We start from the raw sequence: 20663 nt of genomic DNA on the forward strand, positions 1-20663 counted from the left end.
CCCCCGGGCCCACGGTGTTCGCGCATCGCGAAATCGCGCGACGACGCCCACGCCGTAAAGCGTGCCACTGCCGTCGGTCACGGGCGTTGATCACTACTGTGGTCCGAGTGAATCGTCGGATCCTCACCCTGATCGTCGCCCTCGTCCCTGTCCTCGTGCTCGGTGTGGCAGGCAGCGTGGTCACCGTGCCGTTCGTCGCGCTGGGCCCCGGCCCCACCTTCGACACCCTCGGCCAGGTCGAGGGCAAGCAGGTGGTCGATGTCACCGGCGCGCCACTGGATCCCACGAGCGGGCACCTGAACATGACGACCGTGTCGGTGCGCGACGGGCTGAACCTGTTCGAGGCGTTCGGGTTCTGGGCCAGCGGTGAGCACGGCCTTGTCCCACGCGCCGAGGTGTACCCGCCCGGCGTGTCACGCGAGGAGGTCGACAAGTCCAACCAGCAGGACTTCAAGGATTCCGAGAGCGATGCCGAGGTCGCCGCGCTGCACTACCTGAAGATGCCGACGGTCGTGCTGGTCCGCGGACTCGGCGAGCAAGGCCCGGCCAACGGCGTGCTCGAGGTCGGTGACGAGCTGATCAGCATCGACGGCGCCCTGATCACCGCGCCCAAGGACGTGATCGACATCGTCGGCACCAAGGCGCCCGGCGCCACCATCACCGTCGTCCACCGTCGCGGCGATCTCGAGCTGACCAGTCCGATCACCCTGGCGGCTCGTCCCGGCGACGAGGCGAAGGGCTACCTCGGCATCACCCCGGGTGAAGGCGGACGTCCGCCGTTGCAGGTCGAGTTCAACCTCGCCGATATCGGCGGACCGTCGGCCGGCCTGATGTTCAGCCTCTCGCTGATCGACAAGCTCTCGCCGGGCGAACTCAACGGCGGCAAGTTCGTCGCGGGCACCGGCACCATCGACCAGGACGGCAAGGTCGGTCCGATCGGTGGCATCCAGTACAAGATGATCGCGGCGCGCGAGGCAGGCGCGGAAACCTTCCTGGTCCCCGCCGACAACTGCAACGAGGCCGGTCAGCGTGCTCCGGAGGGCCTGCGCTTGGTGAAGGTCGACACCCTCGACAGCGCGATCGCCGGACTGGCCGAGATCAACGCGGGTCGCGAGCCGATCGGCTGCAAGTAGTCACTCCAGCGTGTGATGCAGGGCCTCGACCAGGCCCGGTGCCAGGTTGGGGTAGGTGCGCAGGTCGAGGTCGCCGAAGCCGTCGTCGTCCTCGGGACGGATCTGCAGCAGGCACAGGGTGGCGCCCTGGCGCAGCACACCCGCGATGAGCCGGGCGTCGCGCCGACCTGGGTGCGCGTGCGCGGCGGCGCGCCCGGCCGCGTCGGCGGCCTCGTCATCGGCGAGTAGCGGAACCAGCGCGTCGTCGAGATCGCTCTCGGCGTCGGGCGGCAGCACCACGATCTCCTGCACCAGCACGCAGCCTTCGACCGCGGGCGGCCAGGTGGTGGTGGCCAGGAACTCGTCCAGCGCCATCGACCCGCCGGTGATGTCGTCGGGGAAGGCTTCCTGGGCCACGGGGGTCAGCTCGCTGCCGTCGTCGAGCTGGTCTTGCAGGTCCGGTTCGGCCGCGGCCAGATCGGCGGTCGGCACCAACGCGAACATCTGCGGCGGGTTTCCCCAGCCCTCGGCGTCGGCGAACTCGACGACCTCGCGCACACAGCGGGCGAGGAGAACTTCGGCGTGCTCGTCTTCGGTCACCCGCACATCCAATCATTTTCGGCCCAGACGCTTGCACGGTGTCCGATTTCCGTAGAGTGGGCGCAAACGGTCCGGCAACGGATCACCCGCAATATTCGGACTGCGGTGACTGCGCCGATCACGGTGTGGAACCGCCGGAGCATGGAGAGTGGCACCGTGGGCATGCGGCCCCCCACCGGCTTACCTTCGTTGTCCCGACGCAGCCGTGTGCTGCTGGTGACAGCAGTCGTCCTCGCGGCGCTGCTGCTGCTCGGGCCCCGCTTCACCGATGCCTATACCAATTGGTTGTGGTTCGGTGAGGTCGGTTATCGCAGTGTGTATCTCGGCGTGTTGCGCACGAGGCTGATGCTGTTCGTGGTCGTCGCGTTGCTCGTCGGCCTGGTGGTCTGGGCGGCGCTGCTGCTGGCCTATCGGTCACGTCCGGTCTTCGTGCCGGTCGCGGGGCCCAACGATCCGATCGCGCGCTACCGCACGACCGTGATGAGCAAGCTGCGGCTGTTCGGCGTCGGTATCCCGGTGCTGCTCGGCGTACTGTCGGGTCTGGTCGCGCAGTCGAACTGGGCGACGGTGCAGCTGTTCCTGCACGGTGGCGAGTTCGGTCAGCAGGACCCGCAGTTCCATCTCGACATCGGCTTCTACACCTTCGATCTGCCGTTCTACCGGATGGTGCTGAACTGGCTGTTCGTCGCCGTGGTGATCGCGTTCTTCGCGAACCTGGTGACCCACTATGTGTTCGGCGGCCTGCGGCTGGCCGGGCGTGAAGGCACCCTCACCAGGGCCGCGCGCGTGCAGCTCGCGGTGATCGCGGGAATCTTCGTGCTGCTCAAGGCGGTGGCGTACTGGTTCGACCGGTACGACCTGTTGTCGAGTACGCGTAAGGAGCCGACGTTCGGCGGTCCGTCGTTCACCGATATCAACGCGGTGCTGCCCGCCAAGCTGATCCTGCTGTCGATCGCGGTGATCTGCGCGATGGCGTTCTTCGCCGGGATCGTGCTGCGCGATCTGCGGGTTCCCGCGATGGCGGCCGCGCTGCTGGTGCTGTCGTCGATCCTGGTCGGTGCGGTGTGGCCGATGGTGGTCGAGCAGTTCTCGGTGCGCCCCAACGCCGCGGAGAAGGAAAGTCCGTATATCGAGCGCAATATCCAGGCGACTCGCGAGGCGTACGGGATCACCGACGACAAGGTCGAGTATCAGAACTACCAGGGTGAGAGCAGGAAGAGCCCGCTCGAGGTGCCTGCCGACGCGGCCACCATCGGCAACGCCCGACTGCTCGACCCGAATATCCTCTCGCCGACCTTCACCCAGCTCCAGCAGCGCAAGAACTTCTACGGCTTCCCCGAGTCGCTCGACATCGACCGCTACAGCCTCAACGGCGACGTCCAGGACTACATCGTGGCCGCGCGCGAGCTGCACCCGGCCGCGCTGTCGGGCAACCAGAAGGACTGGATCAACCAGCACACCGTCTACACCCACGGCAACGGCTTCGTCGCCGCGCCCGCCAACCGGGTCAACAAGCCGCAGTCCGAGGCCCAGAGTGCCACGGGCGGCAGTGATTCGGGCTATCCGCTGTTCATGGTGAGCGACCTGTTCACCAAGGTCGAAGACCAGCAGATCAAGGTCGAGCAGCCGCGGATCTACTACGGCGAGCTGATCGCCCAGACCGATCCCGACTACGCCATCGTCGGCACCGCGGAGGGCCAGGCGCCGCGGGAGTACGACTCCGATCAGGCGCAGTTCACCTATGACGGCAGCGGTGGCGTGCCGATCGGGAACTGGTTCAACCGGTTGGCCTTCGCGGCCAAGTACGCCGAGCGCAACATCTTGTTCTCGTCGGCGATCAGCGAGGACTCCAAGATCCTGTTCAACCGCGGTCCGCGCGACCGGGTGCAGAAGGTCGCGCCGTGGTTGACCACCGACGGCAACGCCTACCCCGCGGTCGTCGGCGAGCGCGTGGTCTGGATCGTCGACGCCTACACCACGCTGGACAAGTACCCCTACGCCCAGCCGACGTCGCTCGACGGCGCGGTCGAGGACAGCATCGACAAGAAGACCGGGCGGGTCATCCCGCGCAAGGAGGTCAGCTACATCCGCAACTCGGTGAAGGCCACCGTCGACGCGTACGACGGCACCGTCACCCTGTACGAGACCGACACCACCGACCCGGTGCTCAAGGCCTGGCGCGGCGTGTTCCCCGATGCGGTGAAGCCGCAGAGCGAGATCTCGCCCGAGCTGCGCGCGCACTTCCGCTACCCGGAGGACCTGTTCAAGGTCCAGCGCGACATGCTCACGAAGTACCACGTGGACAACCCGCGTGAGTTCTTCACCAACAACGCGTTCTGGTCGGTGCCCAGTGATCCGACCATCGAGGGCGGCACGTTCAACCAGCCCCCGTATTACGTGTTGCTGGGTGACCCGAAGACCAACAAGCCGGTGTTCAACCTGACCTCGGCGATGGTCGGCTACAACCGGCAGTTCCTCTCGGCCTACATCTCGGTGCGGTCGGACCCCGACGGGTACGGCAAGTTCACCGTGTTGCAGCTGCCGGTGGAAACGCAGACGCAGGGCCCGCAGCAGACACAGAACTCGATGACCACCGCCGACGCGGTCTCCCGAGAGAAAACCCTGCTGTCGAACTCGAACAAGATCCGCTACGGCAACTTGCTCACGCTGCCGGTGGCCGACGGCGGCATCCTCTACGTGGAGCCGTTCTACAACGAGCGCAACACCGGTTCGTCGACCTTCCCGCAGCTGCTTCGCGTGCTGGTGAGCTATCGCGACGCGGCGGGCAGCGTGAAGGTGGGCTACGCGCCGACGCTGGCCGAGGCGCTGAACCAGGTGATGCCGGGTGCGGGTTCGCTGGCGACGCCGTTCGGTGGCGATCCGTCGGTGAAGCCGAAACCGGGGGCGATCCCGCCGGTCGACCAGGGCACGGTCACTCCGCCCGGTAACGGCACCACGCCGCAGCCGGGGACTACGCCGCCCGCTGGATCGACGCAGGAGGCCGCGGCCGCCGAGCTGAGCCGCAAGATCGAGGCGGTGCGCACGGCGATGCGGACGGGCAACTTCACCGATTTCGGTAAGGCGCTGGAAGAGCTGGACGCCGCGGTGAAGGCGTATCAGGACGCAGGCGGCCGGTAGCCGACCGCCGCGTAGCAGCAAGAAAGGCCCCGTCTGGTCGACGGGGCCTTTCTTGTGCAGGGGGAACGGTGGATCAGCCGCCGATCGAGGCGATCAGCGGAGCGTTGGCGTCGAGCAGGGCCTGGTACTGACCCGCGACACCGTACTGGTCGGCCAGCGCCTTGCCCGTGGCCTTGGCCTGGTCGACGGCAGCCTGGACGTCGGTCTTGGCCTCGGCGGGCAGTTCGACCGGCAGTTCGACGGCGGGCTCCTCGACCACCTCGGGCTCGGATGCGCCCGACTGGAGGAACTGGCCGCAGTGCGGCCAGGCGCCGACGCCCTGGCTGGCGAGCACGTTCTCCGCGACGCGGATCTGCTCTTCCTTGCTGGCGTTGTGCGCCGAACCCTGGCCGCCGTTGGCCGCCCAGGTGCTCTGCGAGAACTGCAGGCCGCCGTAGTAACCGTTGCCGGTGTTGATGCCCCAGTTGCCACCGCTCTCGCACTGGGCGACGCCGTCCCAGTTGTAGGCGGCGGCGGAGGCGGTGCCGGTGGCGAGGCCGAACGGAACGGCAACAAGGGCGCCGGCGATGGCGGCGACGCCAAGGGCGCGGGTGCTGAATTTCCGGGTCTCAGTCATGGGGGAGACGCTAACCAAAGAATCGACGCCGATCACATCTTGATAACGGGCGGATTCTATGAATGGAATAGTCGTCTTTTCGATGTTTACGGTGCATAACCAGTGGGAATACCTAGATTCCGGTCAGTCTGTTATTGGGTCGTTATGTGTTCGGGATCACGAGGTGATAGTGACGCCACTCACTGAAACTCGGCCTCGCCGCGGGCGATTGCCGGAACGTGTGATGGCTGCCACAGTCGCGGGGTTCGATATGCGGTGTTGCCCGTCGATGATTGGGCTTTTTGGTGATAAAACCTGTGTTGACCTCGCGATTTGGCGCCTGCGTGAACCTGTGTGTAATGTTGTGTTCACACCGACGCGGGGTGGAGCAGCTCGGTAGCTCGCTGGGCTCATAACCCAGAGGTCGCAGGTTCAAATCCTGTCCCCGCTACAAAGAAAAGGCCCGGAACCGCTGGTTCCGGGCCTTTTCCGTTCTCTGGGTCGGTTCAGGCGTCGAGGTCGCTGGCGACGAGCTCGGCGATCTTGTCCAGAGTCGGCTGATCGTCGCTGGTGATCACCACCTCGGCGCCCTGGCCCGCGCCGAGGGTCATGATCATCAGCGCGGAGCCCGCGTCTACCGGGTCGCCGCCCGTGACCGCGATGGTGACGGGAACGCCTGCCGCGCCGACCGCTTCGGCGATGAGGGCCGCGGGGCGGGCGTGCAGGCCGACCGAGGAGCCGACGGTGACGGTGGTGCTTGCCATGGGATATCTCCTTGTGTGCGAATGGATTACGCGGTGGTGAGAACGGGGGCGACGGACTGCTTACCGGTGAGTTCCTTGGCGAGGGTGACGCAGGCCGCGGCGACGAGCGTGCCGGCGACCAGCGACACCAGGAACCAGCCGAGGTGCCCGATCGCGAAGAACACGAAGATGCCGCCGTGCGGTGCGCTCGAGGTGACGTCGGTGGCCATGATCAGTCCGCCGGTCACCGCGCCGCCGACCATCATCGACGGCAGCACCCGCAGCGGGTCGGCGGCGGCGAACGGGATCGCGCCCTCGGAGATGAACGAGGCGCCGAGCAGCCAGGCCGCCTTGCCGTTCTCGCGTTCGGCCTCGGTGTAGAGGTGCGGGCGCAGCACGGTCGACAAGGCCATCGCCAGCGGCGGCACCATGCCCGCGGCCATCACCGCGGCCATGATCCGCAGGGTCGCGGTATCGGTGACCGAGAGTCCGGCGGCGGCGAACGAGTAGGCGGCCTTGTTGACCGGACCACCCAGGTCGAAGCACATCATCACGCCCAGGATGACGCCGAGCGCGATGGCGGAGGTACCGGTCAGGCCGTTGAGCCAGTCGGTGAGCCCGTTGGTCACGGCGGCCAGGGGCTTGCCGAGCAGGACGAACATCAAGATGCCGACGATCGCCGACGCCAGCAGCGGGATGACCACCACCGGCATGAGCCCGCGCGCCCACGTGGGCACCGCCAGCTTGCTCACCCACAGCGCCGCGAATCCGGCCACCAGACCGCCGACCAGACCGCCGAGGAATCCCGCGCCGACGAAGACCGCGATCGCGCCCGCGGTGAAACCCGGCGCCAGGCCGGGACGGTCGGCGATCGCGAAGGCGATGTACCCGGCCAGCGCCGGGACCAGGAAGCTGAAGGCGAGCGAGCCGATCTGGAAGAGCACGGCGCCGACATAGGTGGCCAGACCGCCGTCGGGCAGGTCGGTGATCGAGTTGTCGAGCACGATCGTCTTCGCGCTGTCGGAGATCTCGTAGCCGCCGAGCAGGAAGCTCAGGGCGATCAGCAGACCACCCGCGGCGACGAACGGGATCATGTAACTGACGCCGGTGAGCAGGATCTGGCGCAGGCGGGTGCCCCAGCCGATGCCCTTGGCCGCCGCCTGCGAGGGCGCGGGCGCGGTACCGCCGACGGTGGCGGCACTCGCGGTGGTACTCGCCGCGACGGCCTCCGCGATCATCGTGTCGGGCTCGTTGATGGCGCGTTTGACGCCGGACTCGACCACCGGCTTGCCCGCGAACCGGCTTCGGTCCTTCACCCCGACATCAGTGGCGAAGATGACGGCGTCGGCGTCGGCGATCCTGGCCGGGTCGAGCGTGTCGCCCCCGCTCGAGCCCTGGGTTTCCACCGCCACGTCGACGCCGGCGCGTTCGCCCGCGGCGACCAGGGCGTCAGCGGCCATGTAGGTGTGGGCGATGCCGGTCGGGCAGGCGGTGACCGCGACGATCCTCTTCGGCGCACCGGACTTCGCCGTGCCGACGGCCGGTGCATCGCCTCCAGTTGACGCTGGGTTGTCGCCCGGGTGTCCGGTGGGGGCCGTCGTCGCGCCATCGGTTGTCGCGCCGGAACCAGCCACGCCCACTGCGGCGGTACCGGCTGCCGCCGCGCCGACTCCGGCGGCCGATGACTCGGAGACGGGAGTCGCGTCCCTCTCGCCCGCAGCGGAGGAGGTCCCCGTTCCGCCGTCGGCGGGCGAACCGGACCCGGCCGCACCAACCGATCCCGTCGCCGCTGTGCCACCGGGGGAAGGTGTGGTCGCGGCCGGTGGGGGATTGATGACGCCGTCGACCAAGGCGACCACGTCTGCCGGTGTCGCGGCGGCGCGTAGGTCGGCGACGAAGGCAGGCCGGACCAGTGCGCGAGCCAACGACGACAACAATTTCATGTGCTCCGCGCCCGCGCCTTCCGGAGCGGCGATCAGGAAGACCAGATCGGCGGGCCCGTCGGGAGCGCCGAAATCGACGGCGGGTGCGAGTCGGGCGAAAACCAGCGAGGCGGTGGTGACGGCGGCCGATCGGCAGTGCGGGATCGCGATGCCGCCGGGTAGCCCGGTGGCCGATTGCGACTCCCTGGCGAGGGCGGCTTCGGCCACCGCGGCGACGTCGGTCGCGCGGCCCGTGATGGCGAGCTTGTCCGCGAGCGCGGTGATCACGGTGCTCTTGTCGGCGCCGAGATCGGCGTCGAGCGCGATCAGGTCTGGGGTGATGATCGAATCGGCCATCGTCGTGTCTTTCCGGAGTGGGGGTGGAGCAGGAGCTTGTCGGGTCCAGCGGTGTCGATCCGCGCGGTTATCGGCGTCGGCCGGTGGGGTAGCGCTGGGTGATGGACGTGTGGCGGTGGTGTTCGCCGTCTGCGGCCGGATCTCGGATCAGCGGCGGACGAACGCGCAAGTCGCAGCGGTTCGAGTGCGGCGATGGGCGAAGGCGCCGGGCGCCGATCGTGGGGACGTTCATGCCGGGGCCGATGGTCGGTCGGCGGTGAGTGGGTGCGCGGTGACGGCTTCGAGGACGATGTCAGCGGGGCCGGGTAGTCCGGTGCCGGGGAGCGCGGTGGCGGCACTGCCGTAGGCGACGGCGGTGCGCAGGCGGTCGGCGGGGGATTCGCCCGCGAGGTCGGCGAGCAGGTAGCCGGCCAGGGCCGAGTCGCCCGCGCCGACAGTGCTGCGCGCGACGATCGGCGGGGCGGCGGCGAACCACGCGTCCTCGGCGGTGACCAGGACTGCGCCCGCCGCGCCCAGGGTTGCCAGCACCGCGCCGACGCCACGGTCGATCAGTTTCACGGCGGCTTCGGCCGCGGCTGTGGGGTTTTCGAGGTCGACGGCGTCGAGACCGGTGAGCTGAGCCAGCTCTTCCGAGTTGGGTTTGATGAGATCCGGTGTGGCGCCGACTGATTCGGCGAACAGGGCGAGCAGCGGAGCATCGGAGGTATCGACGGCGACGCGGGGGCCACGCGTTCTGTTCGGCGACGGGCACGGTGTGGACAACGTCGCGACGAGCTGCGCGTACCAGTCGACGGGCACGCCCGGCGGTAGTGATCCGGACAGCACGATCCACTCGGCTCCCGTGGCCACCTCCACGAGCAGCGCCGTGAGCTCGGCCAGATCGCGCGCAGTCAAGGGACGGCCGGGCTCGTTGATCTTGGTCGTGGTGCCGTCGGATTCGGCGATGGTCAGATTCACCCTCGGCCCACCGGTCACCTGCACCGCGCGGAATTCGATTCCCGCCGTGCGTAATCCGTGCAGCACGGGGTCGTCGTCGGCCCCCGGCAGCACCGCCGTGACCGCCGCCCCGCCCCCGGACACCACCCGCGCGACATTGACTCCCTTGCCGCCGGGGTGCGACGTGACACTCGCCGCGCGATGCACCTGCCCGCGCCGCAACGGCTCGGTGAGGGTGATCGTGCGGTCGACACTCGGGTTCGCGGTCAGCGTGACGATCATGCGAGCACCACCTCGATTCCTTCGGCGACCAGTTCCGCGTGTGCGGTGGCCGGGATGTCGGTATCGGTGACCAGGACGTCGACCTCGGCGGCACTGCCGAAGCGCACGAAGTCCTCGCGCCCGATCTTGCTCGCGTCGGCGACCACGACGACCCGGTCGGCGGCGGCGATCATCGCGCGTTTCACGGCGGCTTCCTCCGGATCGGGGGTGGACAGCCCGTGTCGCACGGTCAGCGCGTTGGTGCCCAGAAATGCGACGTCGACCCGCAGTTCGCCGAGCAGTCGCAAGGTCTCGGCGCCGACGGCGGCCTGGGTGACGCCGCGAACCCGCCCACCGAGCAGATGCAACCGCACACCCGTGAAGCCGGTGAGGCGCGCGGCGACCGGCAGCGAGTTGGTGACGGTGACCAGGTCGAGGTCGGCCGGCATGGCCGCGGCCACCCGCACGGTCGTCGTGCCCGCGTCGAACAGCACGCTGCCGCCCGCTCGCGGCAGGTACCGCTGCGCGAGTTCGGCGATCCGGTCCTTCTCCGCGGCGCGCGTGCTGTCGCGCTCGGCGGTGCCCGGTTCGAAGGTCGTGAGCGCGCCGGAACCGACCGCGCCCCCGTGTACCCGCCGGATCACCCCGAGTCGGTCGAGCACCGCCAGATCGCGGCGCACGGTTTCGGTGGTGACCCCGTACTGGTCGGCGAGTTCGGCGACGGAGACGCGCCCGCGATGCCCGATCAGGGTCGCGATCGCCTGCTGCCGTTCCTCGGCGTACATGGAGTTCCTCCGGTCTCGGTGAATCTTTATTTATGTTGTTTTATGCCCATTTATGTGGGTTTGTCAATGGATTTTGGTGAGCCGAGTCACAACCGTTGCCCTCCGGCTATCGACGCAATGGTGCCGGCAGTCACACCCGAACAGCGCGGGTGCTCGACATCACTGCGGAAATCGGTGCAGGTCAACAGCTTTGGCGCGCGCTTTCACGTCGCTGTTACGCACCTCGTCCAAGATCGACACGAAGGCCGGAGACGCTGACCCCATGTGGCGATTCGCAGTGCGACCCCGTGTCACGGTCCTGGCCTGCGAGGTATGCGGCAGACTGCCGCATCCCGGCCGGACCAGGCTCACGCTGGCCAAACTCGCGGCGGTGTTCCCGGTGGAGCTGGCGCTGCACGCGTTGGTCGTCCATGTGCACCCGCCGTACCTGCTGACCGTCGCCCTGCTCACGGTCACCACCACGATCCTGGTGATCTGGGTGGTGGAGCCGTCGGCGATGCGCATGCTCGGCGGCTGGCTGCACAGCCCGGAACTACGGCACCGCGACCGCATCGACTCCGCGCCCGCGCTCTGGCGGATCCGGGTGCGCCTGGCCGACCGTCCCGGCGCGCTCGAGACGCTGGCCAAACATCTCGCCCACCGCGACGCCAACATTCTCACCGTGCACGTGCACCAGCTGGAGGACGCCGTCCTCGACGAACTCGTCGTCGCCGCGCCCGCCGAGGTCACCGCGCACGCGATCACCTCCGCCGCGGAATACGCGGGAGGGTCCGGAGTGCGGGTCTGGCCCGCGACCGTGCTGTCGCTGATCGATGGTCAGACCAAGGCGCTGGCCATCGCCGCCCGCATCGTCGGCGATCCGGACGAATTACCCTTGGCCGTCGCCGAACTGCTGGGCGCGCGCTACCTCGCGCCCGGTACGCCCCAGGTGAGCGAACCGGGCGAGGGCACGCTGCTGGAACTGGACCGTGACGATCGTCGCTGGGGTTTCGTACGCCCCGACGAACCGTTCACCCCCGCGGAGATCGCCCGCGCGCATCGGCTCGCCGATCTGGCGGTGCTCACCGCGCGGCGACAGTGACGTTCAGTCGAAGCCGAGGTCGCTGGTGAGCGGATCGCGTAGGGCGCCCTCGGCGGCCCGCAGACGATCGGTGACCGAGGTCAGCAGATCCATCGAATCCTGGGACAGCCCGAGCGCGAGGCGGGTCAGGTGACGGATGGCATCGCAATGGAAGAGGTCGGCGAGTAGAGCGTCCGGGTCGGCGGGCGCGGCCGAGTGTTCGACGACGGTCACGGCAGGGGCACTCACAATCTCGTATTTTCGAGTATGACGCACCTTACATCCACCCTGCGGTCCGTGAACCCCGGTCGGCGTGCGAAAGTGCAGCAATGAGTCAGTTCGCCGACTATCAGAACGAGATCTACCTGGCCGCGCTCGGTGGGATCCAGCCCGAATTTCCCATGGATTACGCGACACTCGAGCGCAAAGCCACTGCGGCACTGCCGGATTCGTTGCTGAACTATATCGCAGGCGGGGCGGGCGACGAGCTCACGCAGCGGCGCAACGCCGAAGCGTTCGCCGATTGGGGTCTGGTGCCGCGAATGCTGGTCGGCGCCACCGAGCGCGACCTCGCCGTCACCGCCTTCGGCCACACCTTCGCCAACCCGCTGTTCCTCGCCCCGGTCGGGGTGATCGGTCTGGTCGGAGAGAAGGGCCACGGTGACATCGCGGTGGCCGAGGCGTCGGCGCAGACCGGTGTGCCCGCGATGTATTCGACGCTGATGGAGGATCCGCTCGAGGACGTCCGCCCGCACGCGGGCGACACGCCCTCGTTCTTCCAGCTGTACACGCCGAAGAACCGTGAGCTCGCCGAGAGCCTGGTGCACCGCGCCGAGGCCGCGGGGTACGCGGGGATCACGGTCACCCTCGACACCTGGGTGCCCGGTTGGCGTCCGCGCGACCTGGCCAGTGGGAACTTCCCGCAGCTGCGTGGACACGTGCTGAAGAACTACACCAGCGACCCGGTCTTCCAGCAGATGGTCGGCTCCGACGATCCCAAACTGATTGTCCTGCACTGGATCGCGACTTTCGGCAATTCGCTGACCTGGGATGACCTCGGCTGGCTGCGGTCGATCACCGATCTGCCGCTGATCCTCAAAGGCATCTCCCATCCCGAGGACGCGCGCAAGGCGATCGACTTCGGCGCCGACGGCATCTACTGCTCCAATCACGGTGGGCGCCAGGCCAACGGCGGGCTGAGTGCGCTGGAGACCTTGCCCGCGGTCGTGGCCGCCTGTGACGACCGGGTGCCGGTGCTGTTCGACTCCGGGGTGCGCTCGGGCGCCGATGTGGTGAAGGCGCTCGGACTCGGCGCGACGATGGTCGGGCTCGGCAGGCCGTATGTGTACGCGCTCGCACTGGGTGGAGTGCGCGGCCTGGTGCATCTGCTGCGCAGCTACGCGGCCGAAGCGGACCTGCTGATGGCGGTCAACGGCTATCGCGATGTGGCCGCGGTGCGCGAGAACATCCGACCGACGACGCGCGGCAACGCCACACTCGGCTGATGCCGGCGCGGCCCGGAAACCCCGCGCAGGAGGGTCTTTCGGGCCGTGTGGGCGGCTCGGGGGAGAACTTGTCGGTGCAGTGCGGCATCATCGGTGCGAAGACCACGCTGTAGCACCAACCCCCGGAGTCCACGATGTCCTCGCCGAGCACCAAGTCCGCATCCCGCCGATCAGCACCGCCGGTACTATCCGACGCCGAGCTCGCGCGTATCGCAGGCGAGCTCGCCGAGGGCAAACCGCCGATGGTGTGGTTCACCGCCGCCGCTGTCGGTGTCGCCGAGGGGAAGTCGGGCAAGGTTGTCGCGCTCGACGATCCGTCCGCGGGCGACTTCCTGCAGGTGCGGCCCACCGGTTCCAAAGATGTGCTCTCGTTCGGCCCGAGCGAGGTGACGCTGACCAAGCCGGCCCGCGGGACTACCGTAGCGCCGGGCGGATCCGCACGGACCCGCCCGGACAGTGCCCCCGCGCCGAGCAACCGAAAGGACAACACTGTGACCCAGCCGTCGACCCTGCCGAGCGCTGCTACGCCCGCGCCGAGGTCGCTCGCCCCGGTAGCCGATGATCCCAAGCCCGCCCCGGCAGCGCCGCGGCCGGCGAAGGCTCCCGCGGTGCGCAAGGCCAAGGTGGCCGAGGTGACCGTGACCCTCACCGGAACCGCCGACGGTGAGTGGACTGTCGATGTGATCAACGGTAAGAAGCGCAGTGTGAAGGGGTTGGCGGTCAGCAGTGCGGCCGTCGCTCAGGCCGCGAAGATCCTGCACCCCGAGGTAGAGGAAGTGGTGGCCGGAATTCTGGAGGCTGCTCGGGGGGCTCAGCAGGCGAAGGTCGCGCAGTTGCAGGCCGAGCTGGAGGCGGCTCGGAAGCTGTTGGAGGAGTTGGGGGACTGACCTACTGGGCCACCCGCTGAATCCGCGGGGAGGCGGAGATGCGCCGCCGCGTCGACGGCTTTCTCAGTTCGTCGTGGAAGCTGAGACCGAGGCGGTATTCCTTGGCGTGATACATGGCGGCGTCGGCGGTGCGGATCAGGTCGTAGATGGTTGTTTCGGTGGGGCGGGTGGTCAGGCAGGCGACGCCGATGCTGGCGGTGATGGGGATTTCACCGCAGCTCAGTTCGAAGGGGCGGATGAAGGCGCCGAGGATGTGTTCGGCCAGCACGGCGGCTTCGGTGCGGCTGCGTGGTGCCAGGACCACGAATTCGTCGCCGCCGTAGCGGGCCGTGAGGTCGGCGCTGGCGGTGGTGCGGCGGATGCGGGACGCGGCGTTGGCGATGAGTTCGTCGCCGACGGCGTGACCGTAGCTGTCGTTCACCATTTTGAAGCCGTCGAGGTCGATGAACAGCAGACACAGTGGTTTTCCGGCCCACTGATCGCGATAGCGGTGTGGTGCGCGCAGCAGCGCGGCCCGGTTGAACAGCCCGGTGAGCAGGTCGTGGTCGGCCTGGTACTGGGCGCGGCGTTCGCTGCGTGTGCTGCGCGCGATGGCGCGTTCGCTGCGCACCAGGACACCGGCCAACAGCAACGTGAGCAGCGCGCAGATCACCACGCGGTCGACCACGCCGAGGTCGGCGCCGACCACACTCACCAGCGAGGCCGCCACCAGTGCCACCGCGATCATCCCGGCCCGTTGCCGCGATCGATGCGGTCCCACACTCTCGGCGTCGCGCAACCCGCCCATCGTCGGCTGCACCGCGGCCAGCCCGGCCAGCAGGTACGCCCACTGCTGCGGCACCAGCGCGACTTCGGGATCGACCGCGATCGTGCCTGCGGCAGTGAGGCTTTCGATCAACCCACCGATGAGTACGGCGATCAATGCGGCCTGCAACAACCGCAGCGATGTCTCCGAGCGGACCACCGTCGCCAGCGAATGCGCGAGCACGGTAGCCAGCAGCGCGTGGATCAGCGGATAGCTCGCGGCCAGTGCGGTATCGACGAACCCGGTGCTGTGCCGCAGGATCGGCGAGATCAGGAATGTCCACGAGGCCAGCAGCGCGCTGAGCCCGATGAGCGTCGAGTCCAGCCAGAGGTCGCGGGCATTGCGCAGTCGGTGCGGCTGCAACCAGCCGACGGCGGCCACGCCGAGGCACAGCGAGGCCGCCAACGTACACAGATCGTCGACCGGGTGCCAGCTCGGGTGCAGTCCGAGCGCGCGTATCGCGGTGCCCGTGGCGAACAGCGGCACCGACGCGGCCAGCAGGTACCAGGGCAGCCGGTGCGCGGGCCGATGGCGGTACATGCCGTACCCGATCATCGCCAGCGATCCCGCGACGATCACGATGAGCAGCAGAAACGGCAGCGCCCGGCCGCCCGCCAGCGGCGCGATCAGCACGGCCCCCGCCGCGCCGAGCGATACCGCGCACCGTCGCAGGCTCCCGTAGCGTGTCTCGCTGATGGTCATCAGCCCCCCTCGATCTTGCTGCGCACGCGACGAGCGTCGATTCGAATGTGAGGCCGGTGAATCACTCGAAGTATCGGCCGAGAGCACCGAGTGTTGTTGTCCGAGCACGATCCCCAGCCGGCAGTGCCGACGCTCAAAACCTTTACAACTCAGTCGATCATGACACGTCCACGGCCCTGCTGTCGATGCGTTGAGAGCATTGCCGCATACCGATTCGGCACCCGGTGCTCGACAGTTGCCCGCCGCGGTGTTCGGTGATGACATCGTCGCAGGAAGCGGAAGGGAAGTACGGGTGGAGAAGTGGATCGCGCCGGGCCGGGTGAACCTCATCGGCGAGCACACCGACTACAACGACGGGTTCGTCTTGCCGATCGCCCTGCCGCTCGGCGTCGTCTGCGCGGCCGGACCGCGCGGTGACGGGCTGGTACGGCTCACCTCGGCGCAGCGGCCCGGTGAGGTCGTCGAGGTGGGCGTAGATGCTCTTGCGGCACAACGGGATCGGCTGCCCGGTTGGGCCCGCTATCCGCTCGGCGTCGTCAACGAATTCATCCGCGGCGGTCATCGCGTCAGCGGGGTGGACCTCGAACTCGACGGTGCGGTGCCGATCGGCGCGGGCCTGTCCTCGTCGGCGGCCCTGTGCTGCGCGGTGACGATCGCGCTGCGCGACCTGTTCGCGCCCGCGCTCACCGATCGGCGCATGGTCGAGATCGCCAGGGCGGCGGAGAACAGCTTCGCCGGAGTGCCGACGGGCCTGCTCGACCAGTCCGCCTCGATCCTGTGTACCGAGGGCCACGCCCTGTTCCTCGACATCCGCGCCTTCACCGCCTCGGAATCGGCTGCCGCCGAGCAGATTCCGTTCGATCTCGCCGCTGCCGGGCTGGCGTTGATCGTCGCCGACACCGGCCACCCGCACGATCTGGCAGACGGCGGATATGCCGAGCGGAGAGCCCAGTGCGAAGCCGCCGCCGCCGCGCTGAAGCTGTCCGCCCTGCGCGATGCCACCTCCGAAGACCTGCCACGCTTACGGGATCGAGTGCTGCGGCGTCGCGCGCGGCACGTGGTCACCGAGAACGCGCGGGTGCTCGCGGTCGTCGACCGGCTGCGCGCCGGTGCGGACCCGCGGTCGATCGGTGCGCTGCTCACGGCCTCGCACCACTCGCTGCGCGAGGACTTCGAGGTTTCCGCACCCGCGCTGGATCTCGCGGTCGACGCGGCACTCGACGCGGGCGCACACGGTGCGCGCATGGTCGGCGGTGGCTTCGGCGGCAGCATCATCGCCCTGGTCGAGCACGCCGACCGGGTGGCCGAGAACATCATGAACCGGTTCGCTACCACTGGGTTCGCCCCGCCCCGCGTCTTCGCCGTCGAGCCTGCCGCGGGTGCGCGCAGACTGGAGTGAACAGTTGTCCATTTTGTTCTGTGCGATTTCGCTGTGCGGCGCAGGACGGGCGCGCACAGTGGGAAGCACCCGAAACAGTTCGACGGACGACGCGACCCGCGCCGTGTGAACGACGCTCGTGTGCCGTCCGGCTCCAGGTCAGGAGGGACACGCTGTGCCGCTTGCCTTTTCGCCCGCCACCCTAGAAGCCTCGTCGACACTGCGGCTCGACGCCGCCCCCGTCGACTACGCGCTGGTCGCCCTGTACTTCGTCTTCGTCCTCGGCATCGGCCTCATTGCCCGGCGCCGGGTGTCGTCGAGTATCGACTTCTTCCTGTCGGGGCGCTCGCTGCCCGCGTGGGTCACCGGTCTCGCGTTCATCTCCGCCAATCTCGGCGCGGTGGAGATCATGGGCATGTCGGCCAACGGTGCCCAATACGGCTTCCCCACCTTCAACTACTTCTGGATCGGCGCCGTGCCCGCGATGCTGTTCCTCGGTGTGGTGATGATGCCGTTCTACTACGGCTCCAAGGTGCGGTCGGTGCCGGAATTCATGCGCAGGCGCTTCGGTACCGGCGCGCACCTGGTGAACGCGTTGAGCTTCGCGGTGGCCCAGGTGCTGATCGCGGGGGTGAACCTCTATCTGCTCGGCACCATCGTGAATGTGCTGCTGGGCTGGCCGCTGTGGATCTCGGTGGTCGTGGCCGCGGTGATCGTGCTGTCCTACGTCACCCTCGGCGGGCTCTCGGCCGCGATCTACAACGAGGTGCTGCAGTTCTTCGTGATCGTGGCCGCACTGCTGCCGCTGACCCTGGTCGGCCTGCACCGTGTCGGCGGCTGGGACGGCTTGCAGGACAAGGTGTCCGGCTCACCGGGTGGCGCCGACCAGTTGCAGACCTGGCCGGGCAACGCGATGAGCGGATTCACCGACAACTTCGCCTCGATCATGGGCATCGTGTTCGGTCTGGGATTCGTTCTCTCCTTCGGGTATTGGACAACCAACTTCGTAGAAGTGCAGCGTGCCTTGGCCACTCACTCGATCTCGGCCGCGCAGCGCACCCCCATCATCGGCGCCTATCCGAAGATGTTCATCCCGCTGATCGTGGTGATCCCCGGCATGATCAGCGCGGTCCTGGTGCCACAGATGATCGAGTACAAGCAGCAGGTCACCGCGAATCCCGATTTCGAGGGCGATGTCACCTACAACCAGGCGCTGTTGTTCTTGATGAAAGAGGTGCTGCCGAACGGCCTTCTCGGTGTCGGGCTCGCGGGTCTGCTGGCGGCGTTCATGGCCGGAATGGCGGCCAATGTCTCGGCGTTCAACACCGTGTTCAGCTTCGATCTGTGGCAGCAGTACGTCCGTAAGGGTCGTCCCGACGGGTACTACCTGAAGGTCGGCAGGTTGGCCACGGTCGGTGCGACGGTGGCGGCGATCTTCACCGCGTTCATCGCGGGCGGGTTCAGCAACATGATGGACTACCTGCAGACCCTGTTCAGTTTCTTCAACGCACCGCTGTTCGCGACGTTCATCCTCGGCATGCTGTGGAAGCGGATGTCGCCGACCGCGGGCTGGGTCGGCCTGGTCAGTGGCACGCTCGCCGCCGTGTTCGTGTTCCTGCTCAACGAGACCGGGGTGACGAACCTGTCCGGGCAGGGCGCCAGCTTCGTCGCCGCGGGCGCCGCGTTCGTGGTCGACATCGCCGTCAGCGTCGCGGTCACCCTGGTGACGAGGCCGAAGCCGCCCGCCGAACTGGTCGGCTTGGTGTATTCCGAGACACCGAAGGCGATGCGCACCGACGCCGATGCCGACTCGCTGCCCTGGTACCAGCGGCCGACCCTGCTCGCCGGGATCGCCCTCGTGCTGGTGATCGCCCTCAACATCATCGTCGGATAAGGAGTCAGCACCATGCTTTTCGATATCCGCACCATTGTCGGTGCGCTGCTCGGCAGCTACGGCGTCGTCCTGGTGATCACCTCGCTGGTGCAGGACAGCGCGGCCCAGGAGGTCAAGACCGGCGGGATCGATGTGAATCTCTGGGCGGGGCTCGGCATGATCGGGTTCGCCGTCGTGTTCATCGGCTGGGCGCTGCTACGCCCGGTCCAGGTCCCCGAGGGTGCGGCGATGACGATGGAGGAATTCACCCCGGATCCGTGACGCGTGCGCGCCCGGGTCGGTGTGCGGGGGCGCGGGTAGCGTCGAGGCTATGGCGACACGATGCGCGCGTTGCTGACCGGTGCCGCCGAAGGGCAGCTAACCTCAGGCTGACCTGACCGCGCCGGGGATCCCGTCCTCGACAACGAAACTCGCTCGCGTGCTGATCGGGGCACCCGGACGGCTCACGTAGGGGACCACGCGGAAGTCGTTGCGCCACTGGCGATGGTCCAGGTCGACGCGAACATAGCCGCGTTGCCGGTTGTAGAACTTCAGGTCCGGGTTGGCGGCCAGCAGCGTACGACCCGCGTCGGTGAGATCCGCGCCGTCGCTGCCGGTGCTGATCGATGTGCCGGTGAATTCTGTTGCCACGACCGGTGATTCGGGATCGGCGTAGTCGCGGCGTAGGTCGGCGACGTAGTTCTCGTGGCGGTCGCCGGTGATCACGACCAGGTTGTCGACCGCGTGGTCGGTGGCTGCGGCCAGCACCGTATTGCGGTCTGCGACATAGCCGTCCCAGGCATCCGTGCCGAGCAGCAGGTCGGGGCCGGGGTCGTAATCGGACTGGGCCATGGCGACCTGATTGCCGAGCACCTGCCAGCGGGCGGGCGAGGTGGCGAAGCCGTCGACGAGCCAGTCACGTTGGGCCGCACCGAGAATCGTGCGGTCGGTGGCGAAACGGTCGGCGCATCCGACGACCGCCGAGCCGTCACCGCATGCCTGCTGGGTGCGGTACTGCCTGGTGTCGATCATGGTGAATTCGGCGAGATCGCCGAACCGGTAGCGGCGGTGCAGGTGCATCGACGGGCCTGCGGGCAGCTGCGCCAAGCGCATCGGCTGATGCTCGTACATGGCCTGGAACGCAGCGGCCTTGCGGCGGCGGAACAGCGGTGCGAGGCGGTACACGTCGAAGCCGAGGCCGGGACTGTCACCGGCCCAGTTGTTGTCGAGCTCGTGATCGTCGAGGGTGACCAGCCAGGGGAACGCCGCGTGCGCGGCCTGGAGCGGCGCTTCGCCTTTGGCCTGGGCATAGCGCAGTCGGTAGCCCGCCAGATCCACTGCCTCGCCGGCGAGTTGCGGCGGCAGGTGCGCACCGTGGCGGGCCAGCACCCAGGAGGATTCGTAGATGTAGTCGCCGAGATGCACGACGAGGTCGAGATCTTCGGCGCTGAGGTGTTCGTAGGCGGTGTAGTACCCCGAACTCCACGACTGGCACGACGCGAAGGCGAACCGGAGCCGCGCGGTCGGGCTGTCGAGCGCGGGCGCGGTGCGGGTGCGCCCGACCGGCGAGATCGCCGAACCGGCCCGGAACCGGTAGTAGTACCACCGATCCGGCGCCAGCCCGGCGACCTCGGGATGCACACTGTGCCCGAGCTCGCGGGTCGCCACCGCTGAGCCGGTGACCACGACTTTCGTGAATCGTTCGTCCTCGGCGACCTCGTAGTCGACGGTCACCGGGGCGACCGTCATCCCGCCGTACCCGTCGGGTGCGAGCGGATCGGGGGCGAGTCGCGTCCACAGCACCACTCCGTCCGGGGTCGGTTCGCCGGACGCGACCCCGAGCGAGAACGGTTCGCCGAGCCGCCGTGGCGCGGCGAACCGCGCACTGCTCACCGCGGATACCCCCACGACAGCGGCGATCGAACCGCCGATGCCGCCGTGCAGGAGTTGTCGGCGAGACAGCGTCATCCGCTGATCCTTTCACCGCGGATCCGAACCAGCCAC

Annotated in this window: 17 protein-coding genes and 1 tRNA gene; 9 read left to right on the forward strand and 9 right to left on the reverse strand. The window is 68.2% G+C overall.

Annotated elements, in window-relative coordinates:
* The first annotated feature begins 107 nt into the window (after window positions 1-107).
* Window positions 108-1133, forward strand: a complete 1026-nt coding sequence (locus ACFVVI_RS24790) for a PDZ domain-containing protein (RefSeq protein ID WP_387447088.1) — start codon at window positions 108-110, stop codon at window positions 1131-1133.
* On the opposite strand, the gene ACFVVI_RS24795 is transcribed toward ACFVVI_RS24790, so the two are convergent.
* Entirely contained in the window at window positions 1134-1712 is a 579-nt protein-coding gene (locus ACFVVI_RS24795) for a PPA1309 family protein (protein WP_378991343.1), read from the reverse strand.
* 156 nt (window positions 1713-1868) lie between these two features.
* Here ACFVVI_RS24795 and ACFVVI_RS24800 point away from each other — a divergent pair, with 156 nt between their 5' ends.
* Window positions 1869-4850, forward strand: coding sequence for a UPF0182 family protein (locus ACFVVI_RS24800; protein ID WP_378652411.1), 2982 nt, complete (start codon window positions 1869-1871; stop codon window positions 4848-4850).
* 73 nt (window positions 4851-4923) lie between these two features.
* On the opposite strand, the gene ACFVVI_RS24805 is transcribed toward ACFVVI_RS24800, so the two are convergent.
* Window positions 4924-5466, reverse strand: coding sequence for a transglycosylase family protein (locus tag ACFVVI_RS24805; RefSeq protein WP_387447089.1), 543 nt, complete (start codon window positions 5464-5466; stop codon window positions 4924-4926).
* Between the two features lie 356 nt (window positions 5467-5822).
* Between ACFVVI_RS24805 and ACFVVI_RS24810 the strand changes: the two genes are divergently transcribed.
* Window positions 5823-5896: transfer RNA gene (locus ACFVVI_RS24810), tRNA-Met, on the forward strand.
* A 55-nt stretch (window positions 5897-5951) separates the two neighbouring features.
* On the opposite strand, the gene ACFVVI_RS24815 is transcribed toward ACFVVI_RS24810, so the two are convergent.
* The 4 genes from ACFVVI_RS24815 to ACFVVI_RS24830 all read right to left on the reverse strand — a co-directional run bounded on the left by ACFVVI_RS24815 (window position 5952) and on the right by ACFVVI_RS24830 (window position 10449).
* Entirely contained in the window at window positions 5952-6209 is a 258-nt protein-coding gene (locus ACFVVI_RS24815) for an HPr family phosphocarrier protein (protein ID WP_101466146.1), read from the reverse strand.
* A gap of 26 nt (window positions 6210-6235) precedes the next feature.
* Window positions 6236-8467 carry a fructose-specific PTS transporter subunit EIIC gene (locus ACFVVI_RS24820; protein ID WP_387447090.1) on the reverse strand — a complete coding sequence of 744 codons (2232 nt, stop codon included), beginning with the start codon at window positions 8465-8467 and terminating at the stop codon, window positions 6236-6238.
* A 228-nt stretch (window positions 8468-8695) separates the two neighbouring features.
* Window positions 8696-9685, reverse strand: a complete 990-nt coding sequence (locus tag ACFVVI_RS24825; protein WP_387447092.1) for a 1-phosphofructokinase family hexose kinase — start codon at window positions 9683-9685, stop codon at window positions 8696-8698.
* The gene (locus ACFVVI_RS24830) at window positions 9682-10449 is read right to left on the reverse strand and encodes a DeoR/GlpR family DNA-binding transcription regulator (RefSeq protein WP_387447094.1); all 768 of its coding nucleotides are present in this window, start codon (window positions 10447-10449) and stop codon (window positions 9682-9684) included. Before ACFVVI_RS24830 ends, ACFVVI_RS24825 begins: the two co-directional genes overlap by 4 nt.
* 262 nt (window positions 10450-10711) lie before the next feature.
* On the opposite strand from ACFVVI_RS24830, the gene ACFVVI_RS24835 reads away from it, so the two are divergent.
* Window positions 10712-11530 carry an amino acid-binding protein gene (locus ACFVVI_RS24835; protein WP_387447095.1) on the forward strand — a complete coding sequence of 273 codons (819 nt, stop codon included), beginning with the start codon at window positions 10712-10714 and terminating at the stop codon, window positions 11528-11530.
* A gap of 3 nt (window positions 11531-11533) precedes the next feature.
* Here ACFVVI_RS24835 and ACFVVI_RS24840 read toward each other — a convergent pair whose 3' ends face one another.
* Window positions 11534-11758 carry a hypothetical protein gene (locus ACFVVI_RS24840; RefSeq protein ID WP_378632882.1) on the reverse strand — a complete coding sequence of 75 codons (225 nt, stop codon included), beginning with the start codon at window positions 11756-11758 and terminating at the stop codon, window positions 11534-11536.
* A gap of 80 nt (window positions 11759-11838) precedes the next feature.
* Here ACFVVI_RS24840 and ACFVVI_RS24845 point away from each other — a divergent pair, with 80 nt between their 5' ends.
* Both ACFVVI_RS24845 and ACFVVI_RS24850 read left to right on the forward strand, forming a co-directional pair.
* Entirely contained in the window at window positions 11839-13014 is a 1176-nt protein-coding gene (locus tag ACFVVI_RS24845; protein WP_378991357.1) for an alpha-hydroxy-acid oxidizing protein, read from the forward strand.
* A gap of 134 nt (window positions 13015-13148) precedes the next feature.
* Window positions 13149-13901, forward strand: a complete 753-nt coding sequence (locus ACFVVI_RS24850) for a DUF6319 family protein (protein ID WP_378991358.1) — start codon at window positions 13149-13151, stop codon at window positions 13899-13901.
* A 1-nt stretch (window position 13902) separates the two neighbouring features.
* On the opposite strand, the gene ACFVVI_RS24855 is transcribed toward ACFVVI_RS24850, so the two are convergent.
* Window positions 13903-15408, reverse strand: coding sequence for a diguanylate cyclase (locus ACFVVI_RS24855; RefSeq protein WP_387447097.1), 1506 nt, complete (start codon window positions 15406-15408; stop codon window positions 13903-13905).
* A 292-nt stretch (window positions 15409-15700) separates the two neighbouring features.
* On the opposite strand from ACFVVI_RS24855, the gene galK reads away from it, so the two are divergent.
* The 3 genes from galK (at window position 15701) to ACFVVI_RS24870 (ending at window position 18941) form a co-directional block, all read left to right on the forward strand.
* A complete protein-coding gene (gene galK / locus ACFVVI_RS24860; RefSeq protein ID WP_387447098.1) occupies window positions 15701-16807 on the forward strand; it encodes a galactokinase in 1107 nt (368 codons plus the stop codon).
* Between the two features lie 154 nt (window positions 16808-16961).
* Entirely contained in the window at window positions 16962-18680 is a 1719-nt protein-coding gene (locus ACFVVI_RS24865; protein ID WP_378991362.1) for a sodium:solute symporter family protein, read from the forward strand.
* 12 nt (window positions 18681-18692) lie between these two features.
* Entirely contained in the window at window positions 18693-18941 is a 249-nt protein-coding gene (locus tag ACFVVI_RS24870) for a hypothetical protein (protein ID WP_378991363.1), read from the forward strand.
* Between the two features lie 102 nt (window positions 18942-19043).
* Here the strand turns inward: ACFVVI_RS24870 and ACFVVI_RS24875 are convergent, their stop codons facing one another.
* The gene (locus ACFVVI_RS24875) at window positions 19044-20627 is read right to left on the reverse strand and encodes an alkaline phosphatase D family protein (RefSeq protein ID WP_387447099.1); all 1584 of its coding nucleotides are present in this window, start codon (window positions 20625-20627) and stop codon (window positions 19044-19046) included.
* Window positions 20628-20663 lie beyond the last annotated feature (36 nt).

The sequence above is a fragment of the Nocardia sp. NPDC058114 genome, from assembly GCF_042884695.1.
Lineage (GTDB): Bacteria > Actinomycetota > Actinomycetes > Mycobacteriales > Mycobacteriaceae > Nocardia.